This window comes from Streptomyces sp. DSM 40750, assembly GCF_024612035.1.
GTDB lineage: Bacteria > Actinomycetota > Actinomycetes > Streptomycetales > Streptomycetaceae > Streptomyces.
The window spans coordinates 3,154,571-3,177,983 of the sequence record NZ_CP102513.1 but is presented as its reverse complement, the minus strand read 5'-3'; the positions used below and the strand labels follow the sequence as shown (position 1 = coordinate 3,177,983).

Annotated in this window: 19 protein-coding genes; 18 read left to right on the top strand and 1 reads right to left on the bottom strand. The window is 69.8% G+C overall.

Features of this window, described 5'->3' with window-relative positions:
• Positions 1-95: 95 nt before the first annotated feature.
• The 14 genes from JIX55_RS14165 to JIX55_RS14100 all read left to right on the top strand — a co-directional run bounded on the left by JIX55_RS14165 (position 96) and on the right by JIX55_RS14100 (position 16,236).
• Positions 96-1,877 carry a peptidoglycan D,D-transpeptidase FtsI family protein gene (locus tag JIX55_RS14165; RefSeq protein WP_306820003.1) on the top strand — a complete coding sequence of 594 codons (1,782 nt, stop codon included), beginning with the start codon at positions 96-98 and terminating at the stop codon, positions 1,875-1,877.
• 62 nt (positions 1,878-1,939) lie between these two features.
• Entirely contained in the window at positions 1,940-3,613 is a 1,674-nt protein-coding gene (locus JIX55_RS14160) for a UDP-N-acetylmuramoyl-L-alanyl-D-glutamate--2,6-diaminopimelate ligase (protein WP_257563667.1), read from the top strand.
• 4 nt (positions 3,614-3,617) lie between these two features.
• Positions 3,618-5,039: a UDP-N-acetylmuramoyl-tripeptide--D-alanyl-D-alanine ligase gene (locus tag JIX55_RS14155; RefSeq protein WP_257563666.1), complete on the top strand. Its 1,422-nt coding sequence runs from the start codon at positions 3,618-3,620 to the stop codon at positions 5,037-5,039.
• The gene (gene mraY, locus JIX55_RS14150) at positions 5,036-6,109 is read left to right on the top strand and encodes a phospho-N-acetylmuramoyl-pentapeptide-transferase (protein ID WP_257546410.1); all 1,074 of its coding nucleotides are present in this window, start codon (positions 5,036-5,038) and stop codon (positions 6,107-6,109) included. Before JIX55_RS14155 ends, mraY begins: the two co-directional genes overlap by 4 nt.
• Complete coding sequence (murD, locus tag JIX55_RS14145; protein WP_257563665.1) at positions 6,091-7,527, top strand: UDP-N-acetylmuramoyl-L-alanine--D-glutamate ligase; 1,437 nt, start codon at positions 6,091-6,093, stop codon at positions 7,525-7,527. Before mraY ends, murD begins: the two co-directional genes overlap by 19 nt.
• A 92-nt stretch (positions 7,528-7,619) precedes the next feature.
• On the top strand, positions 7,620-8,969 hold the full coding sequence (gene ftsW, locus JIX55_RS14140; protein WP_257563664.1) for a putative lipid II flippase FtsW: 1,350 nt from the start codon (positions 7,620-7,622) through the stop codon (positions 8,967-8,969).
• Positions 8,970-8,975: 6 nt separating this feature from the next.
• On the top strand, positions 8,976-10,064 hold the full coding sequence (gene murG, locus JIX55_RS14135; protein WP_059080681.1) for an undecaprenyldiphospho-muramoylpentapeptide beta-N-acetylglucosaminyltransferase: 1,089 nt from the start codon (positions 8,976-8,978) through the stop codon (positions 10,062-10,064).
• A 24-nt stretch (positions 10,065-10,088) separates the two neighbouring features.
• Positions 10,089-10,886, top strand: coding sequence for a cell division protein FtsQ/DivIB (locus JIX55_RS14130; protein ID WP_257563663.1), 798 nt, complete (start codon positions 10,089-10,091; stop codon positions 10,884-10,886).
• A gap of 279 nt (positions 10,887-11,165) precedes the next feature.
• On the top strand, positions 11,166-12,356 hold the full coding sequence (ftsZ, locus tag JIX55_RS14125; RefSeq protein ID WP_257563662.1) for a cell division protein FtsZ: 1,191 nt from the start codon (positions 11,166-11,168) through the stop codon (positions 12,354-12,356).
• Entirely contained in the window at positions 12,353-13,081 is a 729-nt protein-coding gene (pgeF, locus tag JIX55_RS14120; RefSeq protein ID WP_257563661.1) for a peptidoglycan editing factor PgeF, read from the top strand. Before ftsZ ends, pgeF begins: the two co-directional genes overlap by 4 nt.
• Positions 13,082-13,086: 5 nt before the next feature.
• The gene (locus JIX55_RS14115) at positions 13,087-13,806 is read left to right on the top strand and encodes a YggS family pyridoxal phosphate-dependent enzyme (RefSeq protein ID WP_257563660.1); all 720 of its coding nucleotides are present in this window, start codon (positions 13,087-13,089) and stop codon (positions 13,804-13,806) included.
• Positions 13,807-13,935: 129 nt separating this feature from the next.
• Complete coding sequence (locus JIX55_RS14110; RefSeq protein ID WP_257546418.1) at positions 13,936-14,577, top strand: cell division protein SepF; 642 nt, start codon at positions 13,936-13,938, stop codon at positions 14,575-14,577.
• 59 nt (positions 14,578-14,636) lie between these two features.
• Complete coding sequence (locus JIX55_RS14105) at positions 14,637-14,924, top strand: YggT family protein (protein WP_257563659.1); 288 nt, start codon at positions 14,637-14,639, stop codon at positions 14,922-14,924.
• A 55-nt stretch (positions 14,925-14,979) separates the two neighbouring features.
• Entirely contained in the window at positions 14,980-16,236 is a 1,257-nt protein-coding gene (locus JIX55_RS14100; protein WP_257563658.1) for a DivIVA domain-containing protein, read from the top strand.
• Positions 16,237-16,565: 329 nt separating this feature from the next.
• Here JIX55_RS14100 and ileS read toward each other — a convergent pair whose 3' ends face one another.
• Positions 16,566-19,709, bottom strand: a complete 3,144-nt coding sequence (gene ileS, locus JIX55_RS14095; RefSeq protein ID WP_257563657.1) for an isoleucine--tRNA ligase — start codon at positions 19,707-19,709, stop codon at positions 16,566-16,568.
• A gap of 638 nt (positions 19,710-20,347) precedes the next feature.
• Here ileS and JIX55_RS14090 point away from each other — a divergent pair.
• The 4 genes from JIX55_RS14090 to JIX55_RS14075 all read left to right on the top strand — a co-directional run bounded on the left by JIX55_RS14090 (position 20,348) and on the right by JIX55_RS14075 (position 23,409).
• Positions 20,348-21,217 (top strand): TraR/DksA family transcriptional regulator, encoded by an 870-nt coding sequence (locus tag JIX55_RS14090; RefSeq protein WP_257563656.1) that lies wholly within the window; start codon positions 20,348-20,350, stop codon positions 21,215-21,217.
• 81 nt (positions 21,218-21,298) lie between these two features.
• Positions 21,299-21,910 (top strand): signal peptidase II, encoded by a 612-nt coding sequence (gene lspA / locus JIX55_RS14085; protein ID WP_257563655.1) that lies wholly within the window; start codon positions 21,299-21,301, stop codon positions 21,908-21,910.
• 81 nt (positions 21,911-21,991) lie between these two features.
• A complete protein-coding gene (locus tag JIX55_RS14080) occupies positions 21,992-22,936 on the top strand; it encodes an RluA family pseudouridine synthase (protein ID WP_257563654.1) in 945 nt (314 codons plus the stop codon).
• A complete protein-coding gene (locus tag JIX55_RS14075) occupies positions 22,933-23,409 on the top strand; it encodes a GNAT family N-acetyltransferase (RefSeq protein ID WP_257563653.1) in 477 nt (158 codons plus the stop codon). The genes JIX55_RS14080 and JIX55_RS14075 overlap by 4 nt, the downstream gene beginning before the upstream one ends.
• The last annotated feature ends 4 nt before the right edge of the window (positions 23,410-23,413 follow it).

Sequence of the window (23,413 nt, the reverse complement as noted above, 5' to 3'; positions counted from 1 at the left end):
CCGGTGCCCGCCCCGCCGCGCAGCGCCGCCCGAGCACGCCCCGGCAGCCGGTCGCTCGCAGTATCCGCCTGGGCAGTCCCCGCCCCCGGCTGCGCATGGTGAGCCTCGCGCTGACGCTGGTGATGATCGCCTTCGTCGTACGGCTGCTCCAGGTGCAGGCCGTCGACGCGAGCGAGTACGCGGCCAAGGCCGACCAGAACCGGTACGTCGGCCGGGTGCTGGCCGCCGAGCGCGGCGGGATCACCGACCGTAACGGCGTCGACCTGGCCATCAGCACGGACGCCAACGACATCACGGCCGACCCGACGATGTTCACGCGCGAGCAGCTCAAGGTCGACGACGGACCCGAGCAGGCCGCCGCCCTCCTCGCGCCGATCCTCGGCGCGGACCAGGAGACGCTCACCGAGAAGCTGCGCACCAAGAACACCCGCTACGTGCTGCTCGCCCGCCGCCAGACACCCCAGGTCTGGAACCAGATCAGCGACCTGAAGACCGCACTCGTCAAGAAGGCAAGGGAGGACAAGGCCACGGTCAACGCCCTGGCCGGCGTCTTCCAGGAGCCCAGCAGCAAACGCGTGTACCCCAACGGCGATCTCGCCGCCGCGATACTGGGCTGGGTCAACGCCGAGGGCAAGGGCGGCGGCGGCGTCGAGCAGCAGCTGAACCAGCAGCTGGCCGGCAAGGACGGCAAGATCCGCTACGCCCAGTCCGGCGGCCGTCTGGTGCCCACCGCGGGCTCCACCGAGACCCCCGCCGTGGCGGGCTCCGACGTCGAGCTGACCATCGACCGCGACATCCAGTGGGCCGCGCAGAACGCCATCACCGAGCAGGTCAAGAAGTCCGAGGCGGACCGCGGCTACGTGATAGTGCAGGACACCCGCACCGGCGAGATCCTGGCGATGGCCAACTCGCCCGGCTTCGACCCCAACGATCTGTCCCAGGCGAACCCGGGCTCCCTGCACAACTGGGCCCTCGAAGACGCCTACGAGCCCGGCTCCACCGCCAAGGTCATGTCGATGGCCGCCGTACTGGAGGAGAACGTCGCCACCCCGGGCACGCACGTCACCGTGCCCAACCGGCTGCACCGCGGCGACCGGCTCTTCAAGGACGACATCAACCACCCCACCTGGTACCTGACGCTCAATGGCGTGCTCGCCAAGTCCAGCAACATCGGCACCATCCTCGCCACCGGTGAACTCGGCAGGAACCAGCGGGAGTCCAACGAGATCCTCTACTCGTATCTGCGGAAGTTCGGCATCGGCAGCCCCACCGGCCTCGGCTTCCCCGGCGAGACCAAGGGCATCCTCGCCGCCCCCGGGGACTGGTCGACCTCGCAGCAGTACACGATTCCTTTCGGCCAGGGCGTGTCGATAAACGCCATGCAGGCGGCCTCCGTGTACTCGACGATCGCCAACGGCGGCGTACGCGTCGAACCGACCCTCGTCCGAGGCACCAAAGGACCGGACGGCCGCTTCACCCCCGCTCCGAAGCCCGGGAAGAGCCGGGTCGTGAGCGAGAAGACGGCGAAGACCCTCGCCCGGATGCTGGAGTCCGTCGTGGACGACGAGGAGGGCACGGGCACCAAGGCGCGCATCCCCGGCTACCGGGTCGCGGGCAAGACGGGTACGGCCAACCGTGTGGATCCGGCCACCGGCAGGTACAGCGGCTACACCTCGTCGTTCGCCGGGTTCGCGCCCGCCGACAACCCGCGGATCACCGTCTACTGCGCGATCCAGAACGCCACCAAGGGCAACTACTTCGGTGGCCAGATCTGCGGGCCCATCTACAAGGAGGTCATGGAGTTCGCCCTGAAGACCCTCCAGGTCCCGCCCACCGGGGCGAAGCCCGCGAACCTGCCCGTCGCCTTCACCCCCTGAACCGCCTCCTGACCACATCCTGATCCACCCGCTGATCAGCGCAACCAGCCAGGAACCGACTCGTGACCATGATCACTCCCGACCCCGGGAACCACGCACCACAGCCCCGCTCGCACAAACCCTCGCTTCGCTCCGGCGGGGGTGCGCCCGGTACGCTCACCGCCGTGCCACACGCTGATCAGTCCCAAACCACCCAGAAGGACGTTCCCGTGACATACCCGGGACCGCCCCGGCCGGCCCACGTCTCCGCCACACCCCTCGCGGAACTCGCCGGTCAGCTGGGTGCCGAGCAGCCGGCGAGCGCGGACACCGTCGAGGTCACGGGCATCACCCACGACTCGCGTGCCGTCCGCCCCGGCGACCTGTACGCCGCCCTGCCCGGTGCCCGTCTCCACGGCGCCGACTTCGTGGACCAGGCGGCCGGCCTCGGCGCCGTCGCCGTGCTCACCGACCCGAGCGGCGCCGAGCGCGCCGCCGCCACAGGACTTCCCGCCCTCGTCGTCGAGAACCCGCGCGCGCGGATGGGCGAGCTGGCGGCCACGATCTACGGCCGCCCGGGCGGCGACCTGCTCCAGATCGGCATCACCGGCACCTCCGGCAAGACCACCACCGCCTACCTCATCGAGGGCGGCCTGAAGACCGTCCGTTCCACCGGCCTCATCGGCACAGTCGAGACGCGCATCGGCGACGAACGCATCAAGTCCGAGCGGACGACCCCGGAGGCGACCGACCTCCAGGCCCTGTTCGCGGTCATGCGTGAACGCGGTGTCGACTCGGTCGTCATGGAGGTGTCCAGCCACGCGCTGGTCCTCGGCCGGGTCGACGGCTGCGTCTTCGACGTCGCGGTCTTCAACAACCTGAGCCCGGAACACATGGAGTTCCACTCCGGCATGGAGGACTACTTCCAGGCCAAGGCACAGCTGTTCACACCGGAACGCAGCAGGCTCGGCGTCGTCAACCTCGACGACGAGTACGGCCGTCGGCTCGTCGAGGAGGCCACGGTCCCGGTCGTCACCTTCTCCGCCGAGGGACACCCCGACGCCGCCTGGCGCGCCGAGGACGCTCAGGTCGGGCCGATGGACTCGACGTTCACGGTGGTCGGGCCCAAGGGCGAGCGGATCGCCGCCAGGTCTCCGCTGCCGGGCACCTTCAACGTCGCCAACACCCTGGCGGCCGTCGCCGCGCTGGCCACGGCCGGCCTCGACCCGCAGACCGCCGCCGACGGCATCGCCGCCGTACCGGGCGTGCCGGGCCGGCTGGAGCGCGTGGACGCCGGACAGCCGTATCTCGCGGTCGTCGACTACGCCCACAAGACGGACGCCGTCGAGTCCGTCCTCAAGGCGCTGCGCAAGGTCACCGAGGGCCGGCTGCACGTCGTGCTCGGCTGCGGCGGCGACCGGGACAGGACCAAACGCGCGCCGATGGGCGCCGCCATGGCCCGGCTCTCCGACACCGCCGTACTCACCTCCGACAACCCCCGCTCCGAGGACCCCCTCGCGATCCTCGCGACCATGCTCCAGGGCGCGGCGTCCGTGCCGGTGCACGAGCGCGGCGAGGTCCTCCTCTTCGAGGACCGGGCCGCCGCGATCGCCGCGGCGGTGGCCCGCGCACAGCCGGGCGACACCGTGCTGGTCGCGGGCAAGGGCCATGAGCAGGGCCAGGACATCGCCGGCGTGCTCCGTCCCTTCGACGACCGCCAGGTGCTTCGCGAAGCTATCCAGCAGACCCAGGGATGAACTTGTGATCGCCCTCTCTCTCGCCGAGATCGCAGAAGTCGTCGGCGGGCAGGCGCACGACATACCGGATCCGTCGGTGCAGGTCACCGGACCGGTCGTCCGGGACTCCCGTGAAGTGGAGCCCGGCAGCCTCTTCGTCGCCTTCGCCGGCGAACGCGTGGACGGACACGACTTCGCGGCCGCGGTCGTCGAGGCGGGCGCGGCAGCGGTGCTGGCGTCCCGTCCCGTCGGCGTGCCCGCGATCGTCGTGGCCGACGTCCAGACGGCCCTCGGCGCCCTCGCCCGGCACGTCGTCCGGAAACTCGGTACGACCCTCGTGGCCCTCACCGGCTCCGCAGGCAAGACCAGCACCAAGGACCTGATCGCGCAGGTGCTCCGGCGCAAGGCGCCGACGGTCTTCACGCCCGGCTCCCTCAACAACGAGATCGGGCTGCCCCTCACCGCGCTCAGCGCCACCGAGGAAACCCGTTTCCTCGTCCTGGAGATGGGTGCCCGCGGCATCGGCCACATCCGCTACCTCACCGACCTGACGCCGCCGAAGGTCGGTCTCGTGCTCAACGTCGGCACCGCCCACATCGGCGAGTTCGGCGGCCGCGAGCAGATCGCGCAGGCCAAGGGCGAGCTGGTCGAGGCCCTGCCGGAGGACGGCGCCGCGATCCTCAACGCCGACGACCCCCTCGTCCGGGCCATGGCATCGCGTACGAAGGCCCGGGTGATCCTCTTCGGAGAGTCCGGCGAAGCGGACGTACGCGCCGAGAACGTGACGCTCACGGACGCCGGACAGCCCGCCTTCAGGCTTCACACACCCTCCGGTGCAAGCGATGTGACCATGCGCCTGTACGGTGAGCATCACGTGTCGAACGCGCTCGCCGCGGCCGCCGTCGCCCATGAGCTGGGCATGTCCGCAGACGAGATCGCCACCGCGCTCTCCGAGGCGGGCTCCCTCTCCCGCTGGCGCATGGAGGTCACCGAGCGCCCGGACGGCGTGACGGTCGTCAACGACGCCTACAACGCGAACCCCGAGTCCATGCGAGCCGCTCTGCGCGCGCTCGCGGCGATGGGCAAGGCCGCACAGGCACAAGGGGGTCGCACGTGGGCGGTGCTCGGCAAGATGGCCGAGCTCGGGGACGAATCGCTCGCCGAGCACGACGCGGTCGGACGGCTCGCCGTCCGGCTCAATGTCGGCAAGCTCGTCGCGGTCGGGGGCAGGGAAGCGTCCTGGCTGCAACTGGGCGCATATAACGAGGGTTCGTGGGGTGAGGAGTCGGTGCACGTGTCCGACGCACAGTCGGCGGTCGACCTGTTGCGCAGTCAGTTGCGCCCGGGAGACGTCGTACTCGTGAAGGCGTCCCGGTCGGTCGGGCTCGAGAGCGTGGCGCAGGCGCTGCTCGACAGCGGCAACGAGGGTGAGGTTGCCGCCCGATGATGAAGCAGATCCTGTTCGCGGGAGTCATTGGCCTCTTCCTGACCCTGGTCGGCACCCCGCTGCTGATCAAGCTGCTCGCCCGCAAGGGCTACGGCCAGTACATCCGTGACGACGGCCCGCGCACGCACGGCAGCAAGCGCGGTACGCCGACGATGGGCGGTATCGCCTTCATCCTGGCGACGATCGCCGCGTACTTCCTGTCCAAGCTGATCACGGGCTACACGCCGACGTTCTCCGGTCTGCTGGTGCTCGGCCTGATGGGCGGCATGGGCCTCGTCGGCTTCCTCGACGACTACATCAAGATCGTCAAGCGCCGCTCGCTCGGTCTGCGGGCCAAGGCGAAGATGGCCGGCCAGCTGATCGTCGGCATCGGATTCGCGGTCCTCGCGCTGCAGTTCCCGGACGCCCGCGACCAGACGCCGGCCTCCACCAAGATCTCCTTCGTCCAGGACTTCGGCTGGACCATCGGCCCGGTGCTGTTCGTCATCTGGGCCCTGTTCATGATCCTCGCCATGTCGAACGGCGTGAACCTGACCGACGGCCTGGACGGCCTCGCCACCGGCGCCTCCGTCCTCGTCTTCGGCGCCTACACCTTCATCGGTGTCTGGCAGTTCCAGGAGTCCTGCGCCAACACGCTGACGCTGACCAACCCGGCCGCCTGCTACGAGGTACGAGATCCACTCGACCTGGCGATCGTGGCCTCCGCGCTGATGGGCGCCTGCCTCGGCTTCCTGTGGTGGAACACATCGCCGGCCAAGATCTTCATGGGCGACACCGGTTCGCTGGCCCTCGGCGGCGCGCTCGCCGGCCTCGCGATCTGCTCCCGCACCGAGCTGCTTCTCGCGCTCCTCGGCGGTCTGTTCGTCCTCATCACCATGTCGGTCGTCATCCAGGTCGGCTCGTTCCGCCTCACCGGCAAGCGCGTCTTCCGCATGGCGCCCCTCCAGCACCACTTCGAACTCAAGGGGTGGTCCGAGGTCCTTGTCGTGGTCCGCTTCTGGATCATCCAGGGCATCTGTGTGATCGTCGGACTGGGCATCTTCTACGCGGGATGGGCGGCCGAGAAGTGACCGACTGGCAGGGTAAGCGCGTCACCGTCGCCGGGCTCGGCGTCTCCGGCATCCCGGCGGCCAAGGTCCTGCACGGCCTCGGCGCGGTCGTCACGGTCGTCAACGACGGCGACGACGAACGCGCCCGGGCGCAGGCCGCCGACCTGGAGGCGCTCGGCATCACCGTGCGCCTCGGCGACGGCGCGACCCTGCCCGAGGGCACCGAGCTCATCGTCACCACCCCGGGCTGGAAACCCGACAAACCGCTCTTCGCCGCAGCCGCCGAGGCAGGCGTCCCGGTCTGGGGCGACGTCGAACTGGCCTGGCGGCTGCGGGGTCCCGACGCGGCCCCCTGGCTGGCCGTCACGGGCACCAACGGCAAGACCACGACCGTCCAGATGCTCGCTTCGATCCTGACGGCGGCGGGCCTGCGCACGGCCGCCGTCGGCAACATCGGGGTCTCGCTGCTGGACGTCGTCCTGGGCAAGGAGCAGTACGGTGATCTCGATGTACTGGTCGTGGAGTTGTCCAGCTACCAGCTCCACTGGGCGCCCTCCCTGAAGGCACATTCGGCCGTGGTCCTCAACCTCGCCCCCGACCACCTCGACTGGCACGGCTCGATGGAGGCGTACGCCGCCGACAAAGGCCGTATCTACGAGGGCAATCGGGTCGCCTGCGTCTACAACGTCGCCGACAAGGCCACCGAGGACCTTGTGCGCGAGGCGGACGTCGAAGAGGGCTGCCGGGCCGTCGGATTCACCCTCGGCACCCCCGGGCCGTCCCAACTCGGCGTCGTGGACGGCATCCTGGTCGACCGCGCCTTCGTCGAGAACCGGCAGAAGAACGCCCAGGAACTCGCCGAGGTCTCCGACGTCAACCCGCCGGCCCCCCACAACATCGCCAACGCCCTCGCGGCGGCCGCCCTCGCGCGCGCCTTCGGGGTGCCCGCCGCGGCCGTACGGGACGGGCTGAGGGCCTTCACACCCGACGCGCACCGCATCGCGCACGTGGCCGACGTGGACGGCGTCACCTACATCGACGACTCCAAGGCCACCAACACGCATGCGGCACAGGCCTCTTTGGCCGCGTACGAGTCGATCGTGTGGATCGCGGGCGGCCTCGCCAAGGGTGCGACCTTCGACGAGCTGGTCGCCGGCTCGGCCAAGCGGCTGCGGGGCGTCGTGCTGATCGGCGCGGATCGCGCGCTGATCCGCGAAGCGCTCGCGCGACACGCGCCCGAAGTGCCGGTCGTCGACCTCGACCGGACCGACACTGGGGCGATGCTCGCGGCTGTCCGCGAGGCGCGGACACTGGCGCGAGCGGGCGACACGGTGCTGCTGGCGCCGGCCTGTGCGTCGATGGACATGTTCGTCAACTATAACAAGCGCGGGGACGCGTTCGCGGAAGCCGTTCGTGAACTCACCACCGCGGACGGCTGACCCGGCCCGCCCCCGCCTGGCGGTCGTGCCGGGTGAACTCGGGAGGGAACGCGTGACACGGATGTGGCCGGTCGGCGGGGAAGGCGCCGTCGATGCCGAGTAGCCGTACGAGCCGTGCGCCCCTGCAGCGTGCCACGCGGCGGCCTCCCGTCTCCCGGCCGCCGCGCGAGGACCCCGTGCGACGGTTCCTCACACGGGCGCGCAAGGCCTGGGACCGGCCGCTGACCGCGTACTACCTGATCCTCGGCGGCAGTCTGCTGATCACCGTGCTGGGTCTGGTGATGGTCTACTCGGCCTCACAGATCACGGCGTTGCAGAAATCGCTGCCGGGGACCTTCTTCTTCCGCAAGCAGTTCCTCGCGGCCGCGATCGGCACCGTGCTGCTGCTCCTGGCCTCGCGGATGCCGGTGAAGCTGCACCGGGCGCTGGCGTACCCGATCCTCGCGGGCTGTGTCTTCCTGATGGCCCTGGTCCAGGTGCCGGGGATAGGGCAGTCGATCAACGGCAACCAGAACTGGATCGCCATCGGCGGCTCGTTCCAGATCCAGCCCAGCGAGTTCGGCAAGCTGGCGCTCGTGCTGTGGGGCGCGGATCTGCTGGCCCGCAAGGAGGACAAGCGGCTGCTCGCGCAGTGGAAGCACATGCTGGTGCCGCTCGTTCCGGTGGCGTTCCTGCTGCTCGGGCTGATCATGCTCGGCGGCGACATGGGCACCGCGATCATTCTCACAGCGATCCTGTTCGGCCTGCTGTGGCTGGCCGGGGCGCCGACCCGGCTGTTCGTGGGCGTGCTGTCCATCACCGGGTTCATCGGGTTCATCCTGATCAGTACCAGCGCGAACCGCATGGCCCGCCTGGCCTGCATCGGGGCCACGGAACCCCGTACGGACGGCGCCGACTGCTGGCAGGCCGTGCACGGCATCTACGCTCTCGCCTCGGGCGGAATCTTCGGCTCCGGCCTCGGTGCGAGTGTGGAAAAATGGGGCCAACTCCCGGAAGCGCACACCGACTTCATCTTCGCCGTCACCGGCGAGGAACTGGGCCTCGCGGGGACGCTGTCGGTGCTCGCCCTCTTCGCGGCTCTAGGCTATGCGGGTATCCGCGTGGCCGGACGCACGGAGGACCCCTTCGTCAGGTATGCCGCGGGAGGCGTGACCACCTGGATCACCGCTCAGGCAGTGATCAACATCGGTGCGGTGCTCGGTCTGCTGCCGATCGCCGGAGTCCCGCTCCCGCTGTTCTCCTACGGAGGTTCCGCCCTGCTGCCGACCATGTTCGCCATCGGGTTGCTGATCGCGTTCGCGCGCGACGAGCCCGCTGCGCGGGCGGCGCTTGCGATGCGGCAACCCCGCTTTGGTAGAAAGCGTGGCGGCGGTCCTTCGGGGCCCGGGAGATGGAACACGATGCGACGGCGTGTCTCGGCACGTTCGTCCGGAGAGCGGTGAATTTCGGTGCATGTCGTACTCGCCGGTGGCGGAACCGCCGGTCACATCGAGCCCGCGCTCGCCCTCGCGGACGCCCTGCGCAGGCAGGACCCGACCGTGGGCATCACGGCCCTGGGTACGGAGCGCGGCCTGGAGACCCGCCTCGTCCCCGAGCGCGGCTACGAACTCGCGCTGATCCCCGCCGTGCCCCTGCCGCGCAAGCCCACCCCCGAGCTGATCACCGTGCCCGGCCGGCTGCGCGGCACGATCAAGGCGACCGAACAGATCCTGGAGCGCACCAAGGCGGACGCCGTCGTCGGCTTCGGCGGCTACGTCGCCCTGCCCGGCTATCTCGCCGCCAAGCGCCTCGGTGTGCCGATCATCGTCCACGAGGCCAACGCCCGACCCGGCCTCGCCAACAAGATCGGCTCGCGGTACGCCGCCCAGGTCGCCGTCTCCACCCCGGACAGCAAGCTCCGCGACGCCCGCTACATCGGCATCCCGCTGCGCCGCGCCATCGCCACCCTCGACCGGGCCGCCGCGCGCCCCGAGGCCCGCGCGATGTTCGGCCTCGACCCCAACCTGCCGACCCTGCTGGTCTCCGGCGGCTCCCAGGGCGCCCGCCGCCTCAACGAGGTCGTCCAGCAGGTCGCGCCCTACCTCCAGCAGGCCGGGATCCAGATCCTGCACGCGGTCGGCCCGAAGAACGAACTGCCGCAGGTGCACCAGATGCCGGGAATGCCCCCGTATATCCCGGTACCGTACGTGGACCGGATGGACCTCGCGTACGCCGCAGCCGACATGATGCTCTGCCGCGCGGGCGCGATGACCGTCGCCGAACTCTCCGCGGTCGGGCTCCCCGCCGCCTACGTCCCGCTGCCCATCGGCAACGGCGAACAGCGGCTGAACGCCCAACCGGTGGTCAAGGCCGGCGGTGGACTGCTGGTCGACGACGCGGAACTGACGCCACAGTGGGTGCAGCAGAACGTCCTGCCCGTCCTCGCCGACCCGCACCGGCTGTACGAGATGTCCCGCGCCGCCAGCGAGTTCGGCCGCCGGGACGCCGACGACCTGCTCGTCGGGATGGTGTACGAGGCGATCGCGTCGCGCCGTTAAGGGCGCGGCAGGAGGCAGGGGAGCGTGGCCGGACCGACCACCGCCGAACGCGGTGCAGACGAGGACCTGGACTCCGGTCCGCCGTCGCGGCGGCGGCTCCCCGGCCCCCGGGCGCTGCTCGTCGTCGCGATCGCCCTGGTGCTGATCGCCGGCGCCTCGGTCTGGTCCCTGTACGGCTCCTCGTGGCTGCGCGCCGAGCGGGTCTCCGTGTCGGGCACCCGGGTGCTGACCGAGGCCCAGGTGCGCGAGACGGCCGACGTGCCCCTCGGTGAGCCGCTCATTTCCATCGACACAGGTGCGATCGAGTCGCGATTGCTCCGGACATTGCCCCGAATCGACTCGGTTGAGGTCATCCGTTCCTGGCCGCATGGAATCGGACTGAAAGTGAGAGAACGAACTCCGGTTCTGGTGGTCGAAGCAGCCGGAAATTCGGGCAAGTACGTCGAAGTGGATGCGAAAGGGGTGCGTTTTGCCACGGTTTCACGCGCCCCGGCGGGCGTTCCCCTCCTGGAATTGACGGTCTCCCGGTCGGGTTCGTCCGCCGCCAGTCTGCGGCGATTCGGAGAGGACCGGCTCGTACGGGAGGCCGTACGGGTCGCCGGCGCCATTCCGGCCGCGATCGCGCGCGAGACCCTCGTCGTCAAAATCCGTTCCTACGACTCCATCTCGCTGCAGTTGAGCGGGGACCGTACGGTCGCCTGGGGGAGCGCGGAGAAGGGGCGCGCGAAGGGCCGTGCGCTCACCGCCCTCATGAAAGCCGCCCCGGACGCGGGGCACTTCGACGTGAGCGTCCCCACCGCGCCCGCGTCATCAGGGAGTTGACGCACATCCGCGCAGGCCAGCACCCTGGTTGGGCACCGCTATGGCTGATCACATAGGGTGAAAAGAAAAACGGGAGGTTCGGCGTGTTCGTTGAACGTGCGCCACTTGTCGACTTAGTGTCCTGTTCGGAAGAGTCCAAGGAACAGTCACACTGGTAACCCTAAACTTCAGCGTTAGGGTTCGGGTCGGCGTTCGGACCGTCCCACTTCGGCATCAGTCGTCGGATCGCGGGTCCCTCGCGAGGCGGCGACACGTAACTCGAGGCGAGAGGCCTTCGACGTGGCAGCACCGCAGAACTACCTCGCAGTCATCAAAGTCATCGGTGTCGGCGGCGGTGGTGTCAATGCCATCAACCGGATGATCGAGGTCGGTCTCAAGGGCGTCGAGTTCATCGCCATCAACACCGACGCGCAAGCTCTGTTGATGAGCGACGCCGACGTCAAGCTCGACGTCGGCCGTGAACTCACCCGCGGACTCGGCGCCGGCGCCAACCCGGCCGTCGGACGCAAGGCCGCCGAGGATCACCGCGAGGAGATCGAGGAGGTCCTCAAGGGGGCCGACATGGTCTTCGTGACGGCCGGTGAGGGCGGCGGCACCGGCACCGGCGGCGCACCCGTCGTGGCCAACATCGCCCGCTCCCTCGGCGCCCTCACCATCGGCGTGGTCACCCGCCCCTTCACCTTCGAGGGCCGCCGCCGCGCCAACCAGGCCGAGGACGGCATCGCCGAGCTCCGCGAAGAGGTCGACACCCTCATCGTCATCCCGAACGACCGGCTGCTCTCCATCTCGGACCGCCAGGTCTCCGTGCTGGACGCGTTCAAGTCGGCCGACCAGGTCCTGCTCTCCGGTGTCCAGGGCATCACCGACCTCATCACCACGCCCGGTCTGATCAACCTCGACTTCGCCGACGTGAAGTCGGTCATGTCCGAGGCCGGTTCGGCCCTCATGGGCATCGGCTCGGCCCGCGGCGACGACCGCGCGGTGGCCGCCGCCGAGATGGCGATCTCCTCGCCGCTCCTCGAGGCGTCCATCGACGGCGCCCGGGGCGTGCTGCTCTCCATCTCCGGCGGCTCCGACCTCGGCCTGTTCGAGATCAACGAGGCCGCCCAGCTGGTCAGCGAGGCCGCCCACCCCGAGGCCAACATCATCTTCGGCGCGGTCATCGACGACGCTCTCGGCGACGAGGTCCGGGTGACCGTGATCGCCGCCGGATTCGACGGCGGCCAGCCCCCGGCCAAGCGGGACAACATCCTCGGCTCGGCCGGGGCCAAGCGCGAGGAGCCCGCGCCGGTGCGGCCCGCCGAGACCCGGCCGTCCTTCGGCTCGCTCGGCAGCGTCAAGCCGAAGGAGGAGCCGGCGCCCGCCCCGGAGCCGGTGAACGAGGCGCCGGTCGCCCCGCCGGTCCCGCCGTCCCGGTCCTACTCGGACAGCGCGGCGGAGGAGCTGGACGTGCCGGACTTCCTCAAGTGATAGGACAGCGCGAGAACGTGAGCGGCGCGCACTTCGCCTTCACCGACCGGTGGGGCGGGGTGAGCGCCGCTCCGTATGAGGAGCTCAATCTCGGCGGGGCGGTCGGGGACGACGCCGACGCCGTGACGACGAACCGGGAGCTGGCGGCCAAGTCGCTGGACCTGGAGCCGGACCGGGTCGTCTGGATGAACCAGGTGCACGGCGCGGACGTGGCCGTGGTCGAGGGGCCGTGGGGCTCGGACGGCATCCCGTCCGTCGACGCGATCGTCACCACCCGGCGCGGTCTCGCGCTCGCCGTCCTCACCGCCGACTGCGTGCCCGTCCTGCTGGCCGACCCCGTCGCCGGGGTCGCGGCCGCCGCCCACGCGGGCCGGCCCGGCATGGTCGCCGGGGTCGTCCCCGCCGCCGTACGGGCCATGACCGGACTCGGCGCCGACCCCGCCAGGATCGTCGCCCGCACCGGACCCACCGTCTGCGGCCGGTGTTACGAAGTACCCGACGCGATGCGCGCCGAAGTGGCCTCCGTCGAGCCGGCGGCGTACGCCGAGACCAGTTGGGGCACGCCCTCGGTCGATGTGTGCGCCGGAGTGCACGCACAGCTGGAGCGCCTCGGGGTGCACGACCGGGAGCAGTCGCCGGTGTGCACACTGGAGTCGCGTGACCACTTCTCGTACCGCCGCGATCGCGCTACAGGGCGACTCGCGGGATATGTCTGGCTGGACTGATGGGCATGACGGACCGTAGGGCACAACTTGCCGGAAACCTGGCGAAGGTGGAGGACCGCATCGCGGCGGCGTGCGCGGCCGCGGGGCGCAAGCGCGACGAGGTGACCCTGATCGTGGTCACCAAGACCTATCCCGCGAGCGATGTGCGGATCCTGTCGGAACTCGGTGTGCGTCATGTCGCCGAGAACAAGGACCAGGACGCGGCGCCCAAGGCGGCCGAATGCTCGGATCTGCCTCTTGTGTGGCATTTCGTGGGGCAGTTGCAGACCAACAAAGTCCGTTCCGTGGTGCGTTATGCGGATCTCGTGCAGTCTGTCGATCGTTCCAGGCTTGTCACGACTCTGTCGAAAGAGGCCGTTCGGGCCGGGCGTGAGGTGGGATGTCTCATCCAGGTCGCGCTCGACGCCGATGAGAGCGGCCGGGGAGAGCGAGGAGGTGTCGGGCCGGGCGGAGTCGAAGAGCTGGCCGACCTCCTGGCTCAGTCGCCGGGGCTGCGGGTCGATGGTCTGATGACCGTTGTGCCGCTCACCGGGGAGTACGCCGGACGTCAACGGGCCGCGTTCGGGCGGTTGATGGATTTGTCGACCGACCTGCGCCGAGCCCATCCGGCTGCGAACATGGTCTCGGCAGGGATGAGTGCGGATCTCGAGGAGGCCGTTGCGGCCGGAGCGACACATGTGCGCGTCGGCACTGCGGTACTCGGAGTCCGCCCCAGGCTCGGGTAACGTCGCCAAGAAGTCGGACCACAGCAGAAAATATGGTCATTCCGTCGAGAGGCGGGCGCAACGACCTCGTGGATCGCGGGCACTTGGGAAGTCGTCAGTCGATCCACCACAGAGCGGAGGACTCAGAGCATGGCCGGCGCGATGCGCAAGATGGCGGTCTACCTCGGCCTCGTGGAGGACGATGGGTACGACGGCAGGGGATTCGACCCCGATGACGACTTCGAGCCCGAGCTTGACCCGGAGCCCGAGAGGGACCACCGCCGGCACGAGCCGGTACATCAGGCGCACCAGCCACATCAGTCCCAAAGGGACGAATCGGTGCGAGTGGTGCAGCCTCCGGTGCAACGCGAACCGGTGTCGCACGCCACTTCGCTCCCCGCGGAATCGGTGCGACCCGCCCGGATCGCGCCCGTGGCATCCATCACACAAGAACGTTCGAGTCTGGAGAAGAACGCACCGGTGATCATGCCCAAGGTCGTGTCCGAACGAGAGCCTTACCGGATCACCACGTTGCACCCGCGGACCTACAACGAGGCCCGTACCATCGGGGAACACTTCCGTGAGGGCACCCCGGTGATCATGAATCTGACTGAGATGGACGACACAGATGCGAAGCGACTTGTCGACTTTGCGGCCGGTTTGGTGTTTGGTCTTCACGGCAGCATCGAGCGGGTGACGCAGAAGGTGTTCCTGTTGTCGCCTGCTAACGTCGATGTCACGGCGGAGGACAAGGCCCGTATCGCAGAGGGCGGGTTCTTCAACCAGAGCTGAGACGCACCACCGGAACGAACAGCACGGAACACGAAACAGGGGAGAGGGAAGCGCAGGTCATGAGCGTGGTTCTGGATGTCATCTACATCGCGCTGATGTGCTTCCTCATCGTGCTGATCTTCCGTTTGGTCATGGACTACGTCTTTCAGTTCGCCCGCTCATGGCAACCCGGCAAGGCGATGGTGGTCGTTCTGGAGGCCACCTACACTGTCACTGATCCACCGCTCAAGCTTCTGCGGCGGTTCATTCCGCCGCTGCGTCTCGGGGGCGTGGCGCTCGACCTGTCCTTCTTCGTATTGATGATCATCGTCTACATCCTGATCACGCTTGTGCGGAGTGCGATGTGAACGATGTGAGAGATGCGGTCTTGCCGAATGCCGACGACTACGTTGAGGTGAAGAGATGCCGTTGACCCCCGAGGACGTGCGGAACAAGCAGTTCACGACCGTCCGCCTCCGAGAAGGCTATGACGAGGACGAGGTCGATGCCTTCCTCGATGAGGTCGAAGCCGAACTGACGCGCCTGCTCCGCGAGAACGAGGACCTGCGCGCCAAGCTGGCCGCGGCCACGCGCGCTGCTGCCCAGAACCAGCAGAACATGCGCAAGCCTCCGGAGCCTCAGGACCAGCAGCAGGGCGGCATGCAGCAGGGCGGCATGCAGCAGGGTGGCATGCAGCAGGGCGGCATGCAGCAGCAGGGTATGCGCGGTCCCGGTGGACCCGTACCCGCTGGGATATCGGGCCCGCCGCAGCAGATGGGGGGCCCCATGGGTGGCCCGCCCCAGCTGCCGAGCGGTGCTCCGCAGCTGCCCGCCGGCCCCGGTGGCCAAGGCGGACAGCAGGGTCCCGGCCCGATGGGTCAGGGACCGATGGGCCAGGGCCCGATGGGTCAGGGCCAGATGGGTCAGGGCCAGATGCAGCCGCAGATGGGCCAGGGTCAGATGGGCCAGGGTCCCATGGGCGGCCAGCCTCCCATGCAGCAGCAGATGGGTGGCCCGATGGGCGGCCCCATGGGTGGTCCGATGGGCGGCCCCGGTCAGGGTCCCGGCGGCGACAGCGCCGCACGTGTGCTCTCGCTGGCCCAGCAGACCGCCGACCAGGCGATCGCCGAGGCCCGTTCCGAGGCCAACAAGATCGTCGGTGAGGCCCGTAGCCGCGCCGAGGGTCTGGAGCGGGACGCCCGTGCCAAGGCCGACGCGCTGGAGCGGGACGCGCAGGAGAAGCACCGCGTCGCGATGGGCTCCCTGGAGTCCGCTCGCGCCACGCTGGAGCGCAAGGTCGAGGATCTGCGTGGCTTCGAGCGCGAGTACCGCACGCGTCTGAAGTCCTACCTGGAGTCGCAGCTGCGTCAGCTGGAGACCCAGGCGGACGACTCGCTGGCCCCGCCGCGCACTCCGGCGACCGCGTCGCTGCCGCCGTCCCCGGCGCCCTCCATGGCTCCGGCCGGCGCGAGCGCCCCGTCGTACGGCGGCAACCCGGGCGGCATGGGTGGAGGCATGGGCGGCGCCCCGGCTCCGGCCGCGCCCTCCTATGGCGGTCAGCAGCAGATGTCGCCGGCCATGACCCAGCCGATGGCTCCGGTCCGGCCGCAGGGTCCCTCGCCGATGGGGCAGGCTCCCTCGCCGATGCGTGGGTTTCTGATCGACGAGGACGACAACTGACGATTACTGGTACGCCGTAGGCGTCGGCAGCGTTCAGGGCGGGGCCCCGGATTTTTGATCCGGGGCCCCGCCCTTTTGCGGCCCTTTTGCGATGCGCGCTCGGGCTTTATGGGGCGGTTGTTCGTGTGTGGGGGTGGATGTCCGACGTACGCAACGCCGAAGGCCTGGGGCACCGGAGAATTCTCGGTGCCCCAGGCCTTCTTGGGTGCCCGGTGGCTGTGGCTGGGCGGGGGTGCGTTTCGCTCGCCGGTGCTTGCCAGGTGCCGCTGCGCCCATCCAGGCCGCCCCAGCGGCACGATTGCCCGCGGCTGGGGCGGCGCCTGGAGGTCCTACGCCTTGCGGAGGCGGAACGTCAGGGTCAGGGGCTCGTCCGTGAACGGGGTGCCGTAGCTGCCGTCGGCCTCGCCGGAGGCGAAGTCCGTGGCCAGGACCTCGTCCGCGATCAGCGCCGAGTGCTCGGTCAGGGCGGCGGTCACTGCCGGGTCCGTTGCCGTCCAGCGGAGGGCGATGCGGTCGGCCACGTCCAGGCCGCTGTTCTTGCGGGCCTCCTGGATCAGGCGGATGGCGTCGCGGGCGAGGCCTGCCTGGCGGAGTTCCTCCGTGATCTCCAGGTCGAGGGCGACCGTCGCGCCCGAGTCGGAGGCCACCGACCAGCCCTCGCGCGGCGTCTCCGTGATGATGACCTCGTCGGGGGCGAGGGTGATGGTCTCGCCGTCGACCTCGACCGAGGCCGTGCCCTCGCGGAGGGCCAGCGACAGGGCGGCCGCGTCGGCGGCGGCGACGGCCTTGGCCACGTCCTGGACGCGCTTGCCGAACCGCTTGCCCAGGGCGCGGAAATTGGCCTTGGCGGTCGTGTCCACCAGGCTGCCGCCGACCTCGCTCAGCGACGCCAGCGAGCTGACGTTCAGCTCCTCGGTGATCTGGGTGTGCAGCTCCGGGTCGAGGGACTCGAAGCCCGTCGCCGCCACCAGGGCGCGCGAGAGGGGCTGGCGGGTCTTGACGCCCGACTCCGCGCGGGTGGCGCGGCCCAGCTCCACCAGGCGGCGGACCAGGACCATCTGCTTCGACAGGTCGGGGTTGATCGCGGAGAGGTCCGCCTCCGGCCAGGAGGCCAGGTGCACCGACTCGGGGGCGCCCGGGGAGACCGGCACGATCAGGTCCTGCCAGACCCGCTCGGTGATGAACGGGGTCAGCGGGGCCATCAGCCTGGTGACCGTCTCGACGACCTCGTGCAGGGTGCGCAGCGCGGCCTTGTCGCCCTGCCAGAAGCGGCGGCGCGACCGGCGGACGTACCAGTTGGACAGGTCGTCGACGAACGCCGAGAGGAGCTTGCCGGCGCGCTGGGTGTCGTAGGCCTCCAGGGACTGGGTCACCTGGTCGACCAGGGCGTGCAGCTCGCTCAGCAGCCAGCGGTCCAGGACCGGGCGGTCGGCCGGGGCCGGGTCCGCCGCGCTGGGTGCCCAGTTCGACGTACGGGCGTACAGGGCCTGGAAGGCGACTGTGTTCCAGTACGTGAGGAGCGTCTTGCGGACGACCTCCTGGATGGTGCCGTGGCCCACACGGCGGGCCGCCCACGGCGAGCCGCCGGCCGCCATGAACCAGCGGACGGCGTCGGCGCCGTGCTGGTCCATCAACGGGATCGGCTGCAGGATGTTGCCCAGGTGCTTGGACATCTTGCGGCCGTCCTCGGCGAGGATGTGGCCGAGGCACACGACGTTCTCGTACGAGGACTTGTCGAAGACCAGGGTGCCGACGGCCATCAGCGTGTAGAACCAGCCGCGGGTCTGGTCGATGGCCTCGCTGATGAACTGGGCCGGGTAGCGGGACTCGAAGAGTTCCTTGTTCTTGTACGGGTAGCCCCACTGCGCGAACGGCATCGAACCCGAGTCGTACCAGGCGTCGATGACCTCCGGCACGCGCGTGGCGGTGCCGGCGCAGCCGTCCTGGGGGCACGTGAAGGTCACGGCGTCGATGAACGGGCGGTGCGGGTCGAGCTCCGACTGGTCGGTGCCGGAGAGCTGGGTCAGCTCCTCGCGGGAGCCGACGCAGGTGAGGTGGCCCTCCGCGCAGCGCCAGATCGGCAGCGGGGTGCCCCAGTAGCGGCTGCGGGAGAGCGCCCAGTCGATGTTGTTGTTCAGCCAGTCGCCGAAGCGGCCGTGCTTGACCGAGTCCGGGAACCAGTTGGTCTTCTCGTTCTCCTGGAGGAGACGGTCCTTGACGGCGGTGGTGCGGATGTACCAGGACGGCTGCGCGTAGTAGAGGAGCGCGGTGTGGCAGCGCCAGCAGTGCGGGTAGCTGTGCTCGTACGGGATGTGCTTGAAGAGCAGGCCGCGCTGCTGGAGGTCCTCGGTGAGCTTTTCGTCCGCCTTCTTGAAGAAGACGCCGCCGACCAGCGGGACGTCCTCCTCGAACGTGCCGTCGGGGCGCACCGGGTTGACCACCGGCAGGCCGTACGCGCGGCAGACCTTGAGGTCGTCCTCACCGAAGGCGGGGGACTGGTGGACCAGACCCGTACCGTCCTCGGTCGTGACGTACTCGGCGTTCACCACGAAATGGGCGTCTTCCGGGAACTCCACGAGCTCGAACGGACGTTGATACGACCAGCGCTCCATTTCGGCGCCGGTGAAGGTCTGGCCGGTGGTCTCCCAGCCCTCGCCGAGCGCCTTGGCGACGAGCGGCTCGGCGACGACGAGCTTCTCCTCGCCGTCCGTGGCGACCACGTAGGTGACCTCGGGGTGGGCGGCGACCGCGGTGTTGGACACCAGTGTCCACGGCGTGGTCGTCCACACCAGGAGCGCGGCCTCACCGGCGAGCGGACCGGAGGTGAGCGGGAAACGGACGTACACCGAGGGGTCGACGACCGTCTCGTAGCCCTGCGCCAGCTCGTGGTCCGACAGACCGGTGCCGCAGCGGGGGCACCAGGGGGCGACGCGGTGGTCCTGGACGAGCAGACCCTTGTTGAAGATCTCCTTGAGCGACCACCAGACGGACTCCACGTACTCAGGGTCCATGGTCCGGTAGGCGTCGTCGAGGTCGACCCAGTAGCCCATGCGGGTCGTCAGCTCGGTGAAGGCGTCGGTGTGCCGGGTCACGGAGTCGCGGCACTTGGCGTTGAACTCGGCGATGCCGTACGCCTCGATGTCCTTCTTGCCGTTGAAGCCGAGCTCCTTCTCGACCGCCAGCTCCACGGGGAGGCCGTGGCAGTCCCAGCCGGCCTTGCGGGCCACGTGGTAGCCGCGCATCGTGCGGAAGCGGGGGAAGACGTCCTTGAAGACGCGCGCCTCGATGTGATGGGCGCCCGGCATGCCGTTGGCGGTGGGCGGGCCCTCGTAGAACACCCACTCGGGGCGGCCCTCGGACTGCTCCAGGCTCTTGGCGAAGATCTTCTGCTCGCGCCAGAAGTCGAGCACCGCGTGCTCGAGCGCGGGCAGATCGACCTGGGCGGGCACCTGGCGGTACGTCGGCTCTGTCATGAGCGGGCTTCCTCCAACGGACTTGCTGCCTTCCGTCGGAGGGACGAGAGCTTCGATCCTTCGTACGCCGTGTGCGGCGCGCTCCCGCGGTACCACCCTCCTTGGCTCCCCTGTGCGCCGTACGCACCGGTGAGCCCCCTCATTGAGGTCGCGATACCGGGTCTACTCGCCGCGCCTCACGGGCTGCGGCTTTCTTCCGGCGGCTCCGGGGTGATCTTCACGTCGGGCTCGCCCCCGGGCTTCCACCGTCCCCGGGTCGCTCTGGGCTGCGTACGACGCTACTCGTCCCCATCCACGCTTTTCGCTTCGCCCAGTGTACGGCGCCGCACGGACAGCGGCCGACCGGTTTTCCGGCGGCCGTGGGAGGGGGCCGACGGGGTTTTGGGCGGGCTTGGCGGCCGGGGGCGCGATGACCTGCGGGGTGACCCGAATGGAGCGGGTCGGACGTCCGGATCCTGGGACCTACGGCGCGGCGGAATACCCGGCGGGGAGCTGGGCACAACGCTTGCAGGCTCGTCGCGCGACGGTCGTGAGGCGGGTGGAATGGGTGGTCTGCCCCGTTGCCGCGGGACTCAGGTCGATTTATCGTCCCAGCACGATTCGCGTGCAAGGTCACAATATGTGAAGGGGCCGCGGCCATGGTGGCGAAGAAGACCGCCGGACAGCAGTCGGCGTCCGGCCGATCCACGGTGGCCTCCGGCAGCGGGGGCGAGAAGGCCGCGCGGGTGAAGGCGGCGGGAAAGAAGACGGTGGCCAAGAAGGCGGTGGTCGAGGAAGCGGTGGTCGAGGAAGCGGCGGCCGAGAAGACCGCGGTCAAGAAGGCGGTGGCCAAGAAGGCCGCCAAGAAGGGCACCTCCGTGAAAGCGGCCTCCGGGAAGGGCGCGGTCAAGAAGCGCGACACGAAGACCGCCGCGAAGATCACCACGAAGAGCACGGCGAAGATCACTACGAAGAACGCCTCTGCGAAGAAGAGCACGGTCAAGAAGGCGGGCGCGGCCCAGGCCGCCGAGACGACGGGAGCCACGACGGTGGTTGCGAAGAACACTCCTGGTACGGCTACGGCGGCGAAGAAGCCCACCGCCGTCCCCAAGGCACGGCCCGCCGCGGTGGAGCCCGGCGAGCTCGCGGTACGCCCCGGTGAGGACCCCTGGAGCCCGGCCGAGGTCGCCGAGGCCCGGACGGAACTGCAGTCCGAGGCGATGCGGCTGCGGGCCGAGCTGGAGGCCTCCGAGCGGTCGCTCACCGGTCTGATGCGGGACTCGGGGGACGGTGCGGGCGACGACCAGGCCGACACCGGGGCGAAGAACATCACGCGCGAGCACGAGATGGCGCTCGCCAACAACGCGCGCGAAATGCTCGACCAGACCGAGCGCGCCCTGGACCGGCTCGCCTCGGGCACGTACGGGCTCTGCGAGAACTGCGGCAATCCGATCGGAAAGGCGCGGATGCAGGCCTTCCCCCGGGCCACGCTCTGTGTGGAATGCAAGCAGAAGCAGGAACGCCGCTAGCGGTCGCCGCCTGAGTCCCTGGTCCACGGGGGTGGTGTCGTACCTTTGTCCTCAGTCAGGAACCTAGGTTGAGGGACTCACGTGGCAGAGGCGGAGCGCATCATCGGTACGCCGGACATTCCAGACGCGGCGGGGGCCGACCCGGAGCAGTCCGACGGCGAGAACGGCGCCGCGGCGGCGGAGGCCGACGCGGCGGCGAAGCCGCGCGGCAAGCGCCGGATCGCCGTGCTGTTCGGGGTCGCCGCGCTGGCGTACGCGCTCGACCTGATCAGCAAGATGATCGTGGTCGCGAAGCTGGAGCACCACGAGCCGATCGAGATCATCGGGGACTGGCTGAAGTTCGAGGCGATCCGCAACGCGGGCGCGGCCTTCGGCTTCGGCGAGGCCTTCACGATCATCTTCACGATGATCGCGACGATCGTGATCGTGGTGATCGCCCGGCTCGCCCGCAAGCTCTACAGCCTGCCCTGGGCGATCGCGCTCGGCCTGCTGCTCGGCGGTGCGCTGGGCAACCTCACCGACCGGATCTTCCGCTCGCCGGGCGTCTTCGAGGGCGCGGTCGTCGACTTCATCGCGCCCAAGGGCTTCGCGGTGTTCAACCTGGCGGATTCGGCCATCGTGTGCGGCGGCATCCTGATAGTGCTGCTGTCGTTCCGGGGGCTCGACCCGGACGGGACCGTCCACAAGGACTGAGGCCGTTCGCGAGCGGCGAGCCGACCGAGGTCATCCACAGGTGCGGTCGGGGGTGTGTCACCCGTCCGGCATACTCGACGGGTGAGCACGATTCCCGAGATCCGTAACCTGCCCGTGCCCGACGGCCTGGAGGGCGAGCGTGTCGACGCCGCCATCTCCCGCATGTTCGGCTTCTCCCGTACCAAGGCGGCCGAGCTTGCCGCCGCGGGGAAGGTCACGGTCGACGGGTCGGTGGTCGGCAAGTCGGAGCGGGTGCACGGCGGGGCCTGGCTGGAGGTCGAGATGCCACAGGCGCCCGCGCCGGTGCAGGTCGTCGCCGAGCCGGTCGAGGGCATGGAGATCGTGCACGACGACGATGACGTGGTCGTGATCGCCAAGCCGGTGGGCGTGGCCGCGCACCCCAGCCCCGGCTGGTCCGGGCCGACCGTCATCGGCGGGCTCGCCGCCGCCGGGTACCGGATCTCGACCTCCGGCGCCGCTGAGCGACAAGGCATCGTGCACCGGCTCGACGTGGGCACCTCCGGTCTGATGGTGGTCGCCAAGTCGGAGTACGCGTACACGTCACTGAAGCGCCAGTTCAAGGAGCGGACCGTCGACAAGCGGTACCACGCGCTGGTCCAGGGCCACCCGGACCCGACGAGCGGCACGATCGACGCGCCCATCGGCCGGCACCCGAACCACGACTACAAGTGGGCGGTGATCGCCGAGGGCAAGCCGTCGGTCACGCACTACGACCTGGTCGAGGCGTTCCGGGCCGCCTCCCTGCTCGACATCAAGCTGGAGACCGGGCGCACCCACCAGATCCGCGTCCACATGTCCGCCCACCGGCACCCGTGCGTCGGCGACCTGACGTACGGCGCCGACCCGACGCTCGCCAAGCGGCTCGGCATCACGCGCCAGTGGCTGCACGCCGTACGGCTCGGCTTCGAGCACCCCGGGGACGGGAGCTGGGTCGAGTTCGGGAGCGACTACCCGGCGGATCTGCAGAAGGCCCTGGACACGGTCCGGGAGGAGACGTACGCGTGAGTGCGGAGCCGGTCCCGTACACCGTGCGCGTCGCCGAGGATCCCGGCGACCGCGAGGCGTGCTTCGCGGTGCGCAAGGAGGTCTTCGTCGTCGAGCAGGGGGTGCCGGAGGACCTGGAGTACGACGCGTACGACGCCGGGGCCGTGCATGTTCTCGCCGTACGGGATGACGGGCTGCCCCTCGGGGCCGGGCGGCTGCTGTTCGGGGAGGCTGCCGCCGGCAAGACCGGTGGGGCTCCCGATGTGGGGTCTCTGGGGCGGCTGGCGGTCGTGCGGGCGGCCCGTGGGCTCGGCGTCGGGGTCGCGCTGGTGCGGGCCGTCGAGGAGGCGGCGCGGGAGCGCGGGCTGACCGCGGTGGACCTGGGCGCGCAGACGCACGCGCTGGGGTTCTACGAGCGGTTGGGCTATGGGGCGTACGGGGCGGAGTTCCTGGACGCGGGGATGCCTCATCGGGCTATGCGGCGGAGTCTGTAGGGCC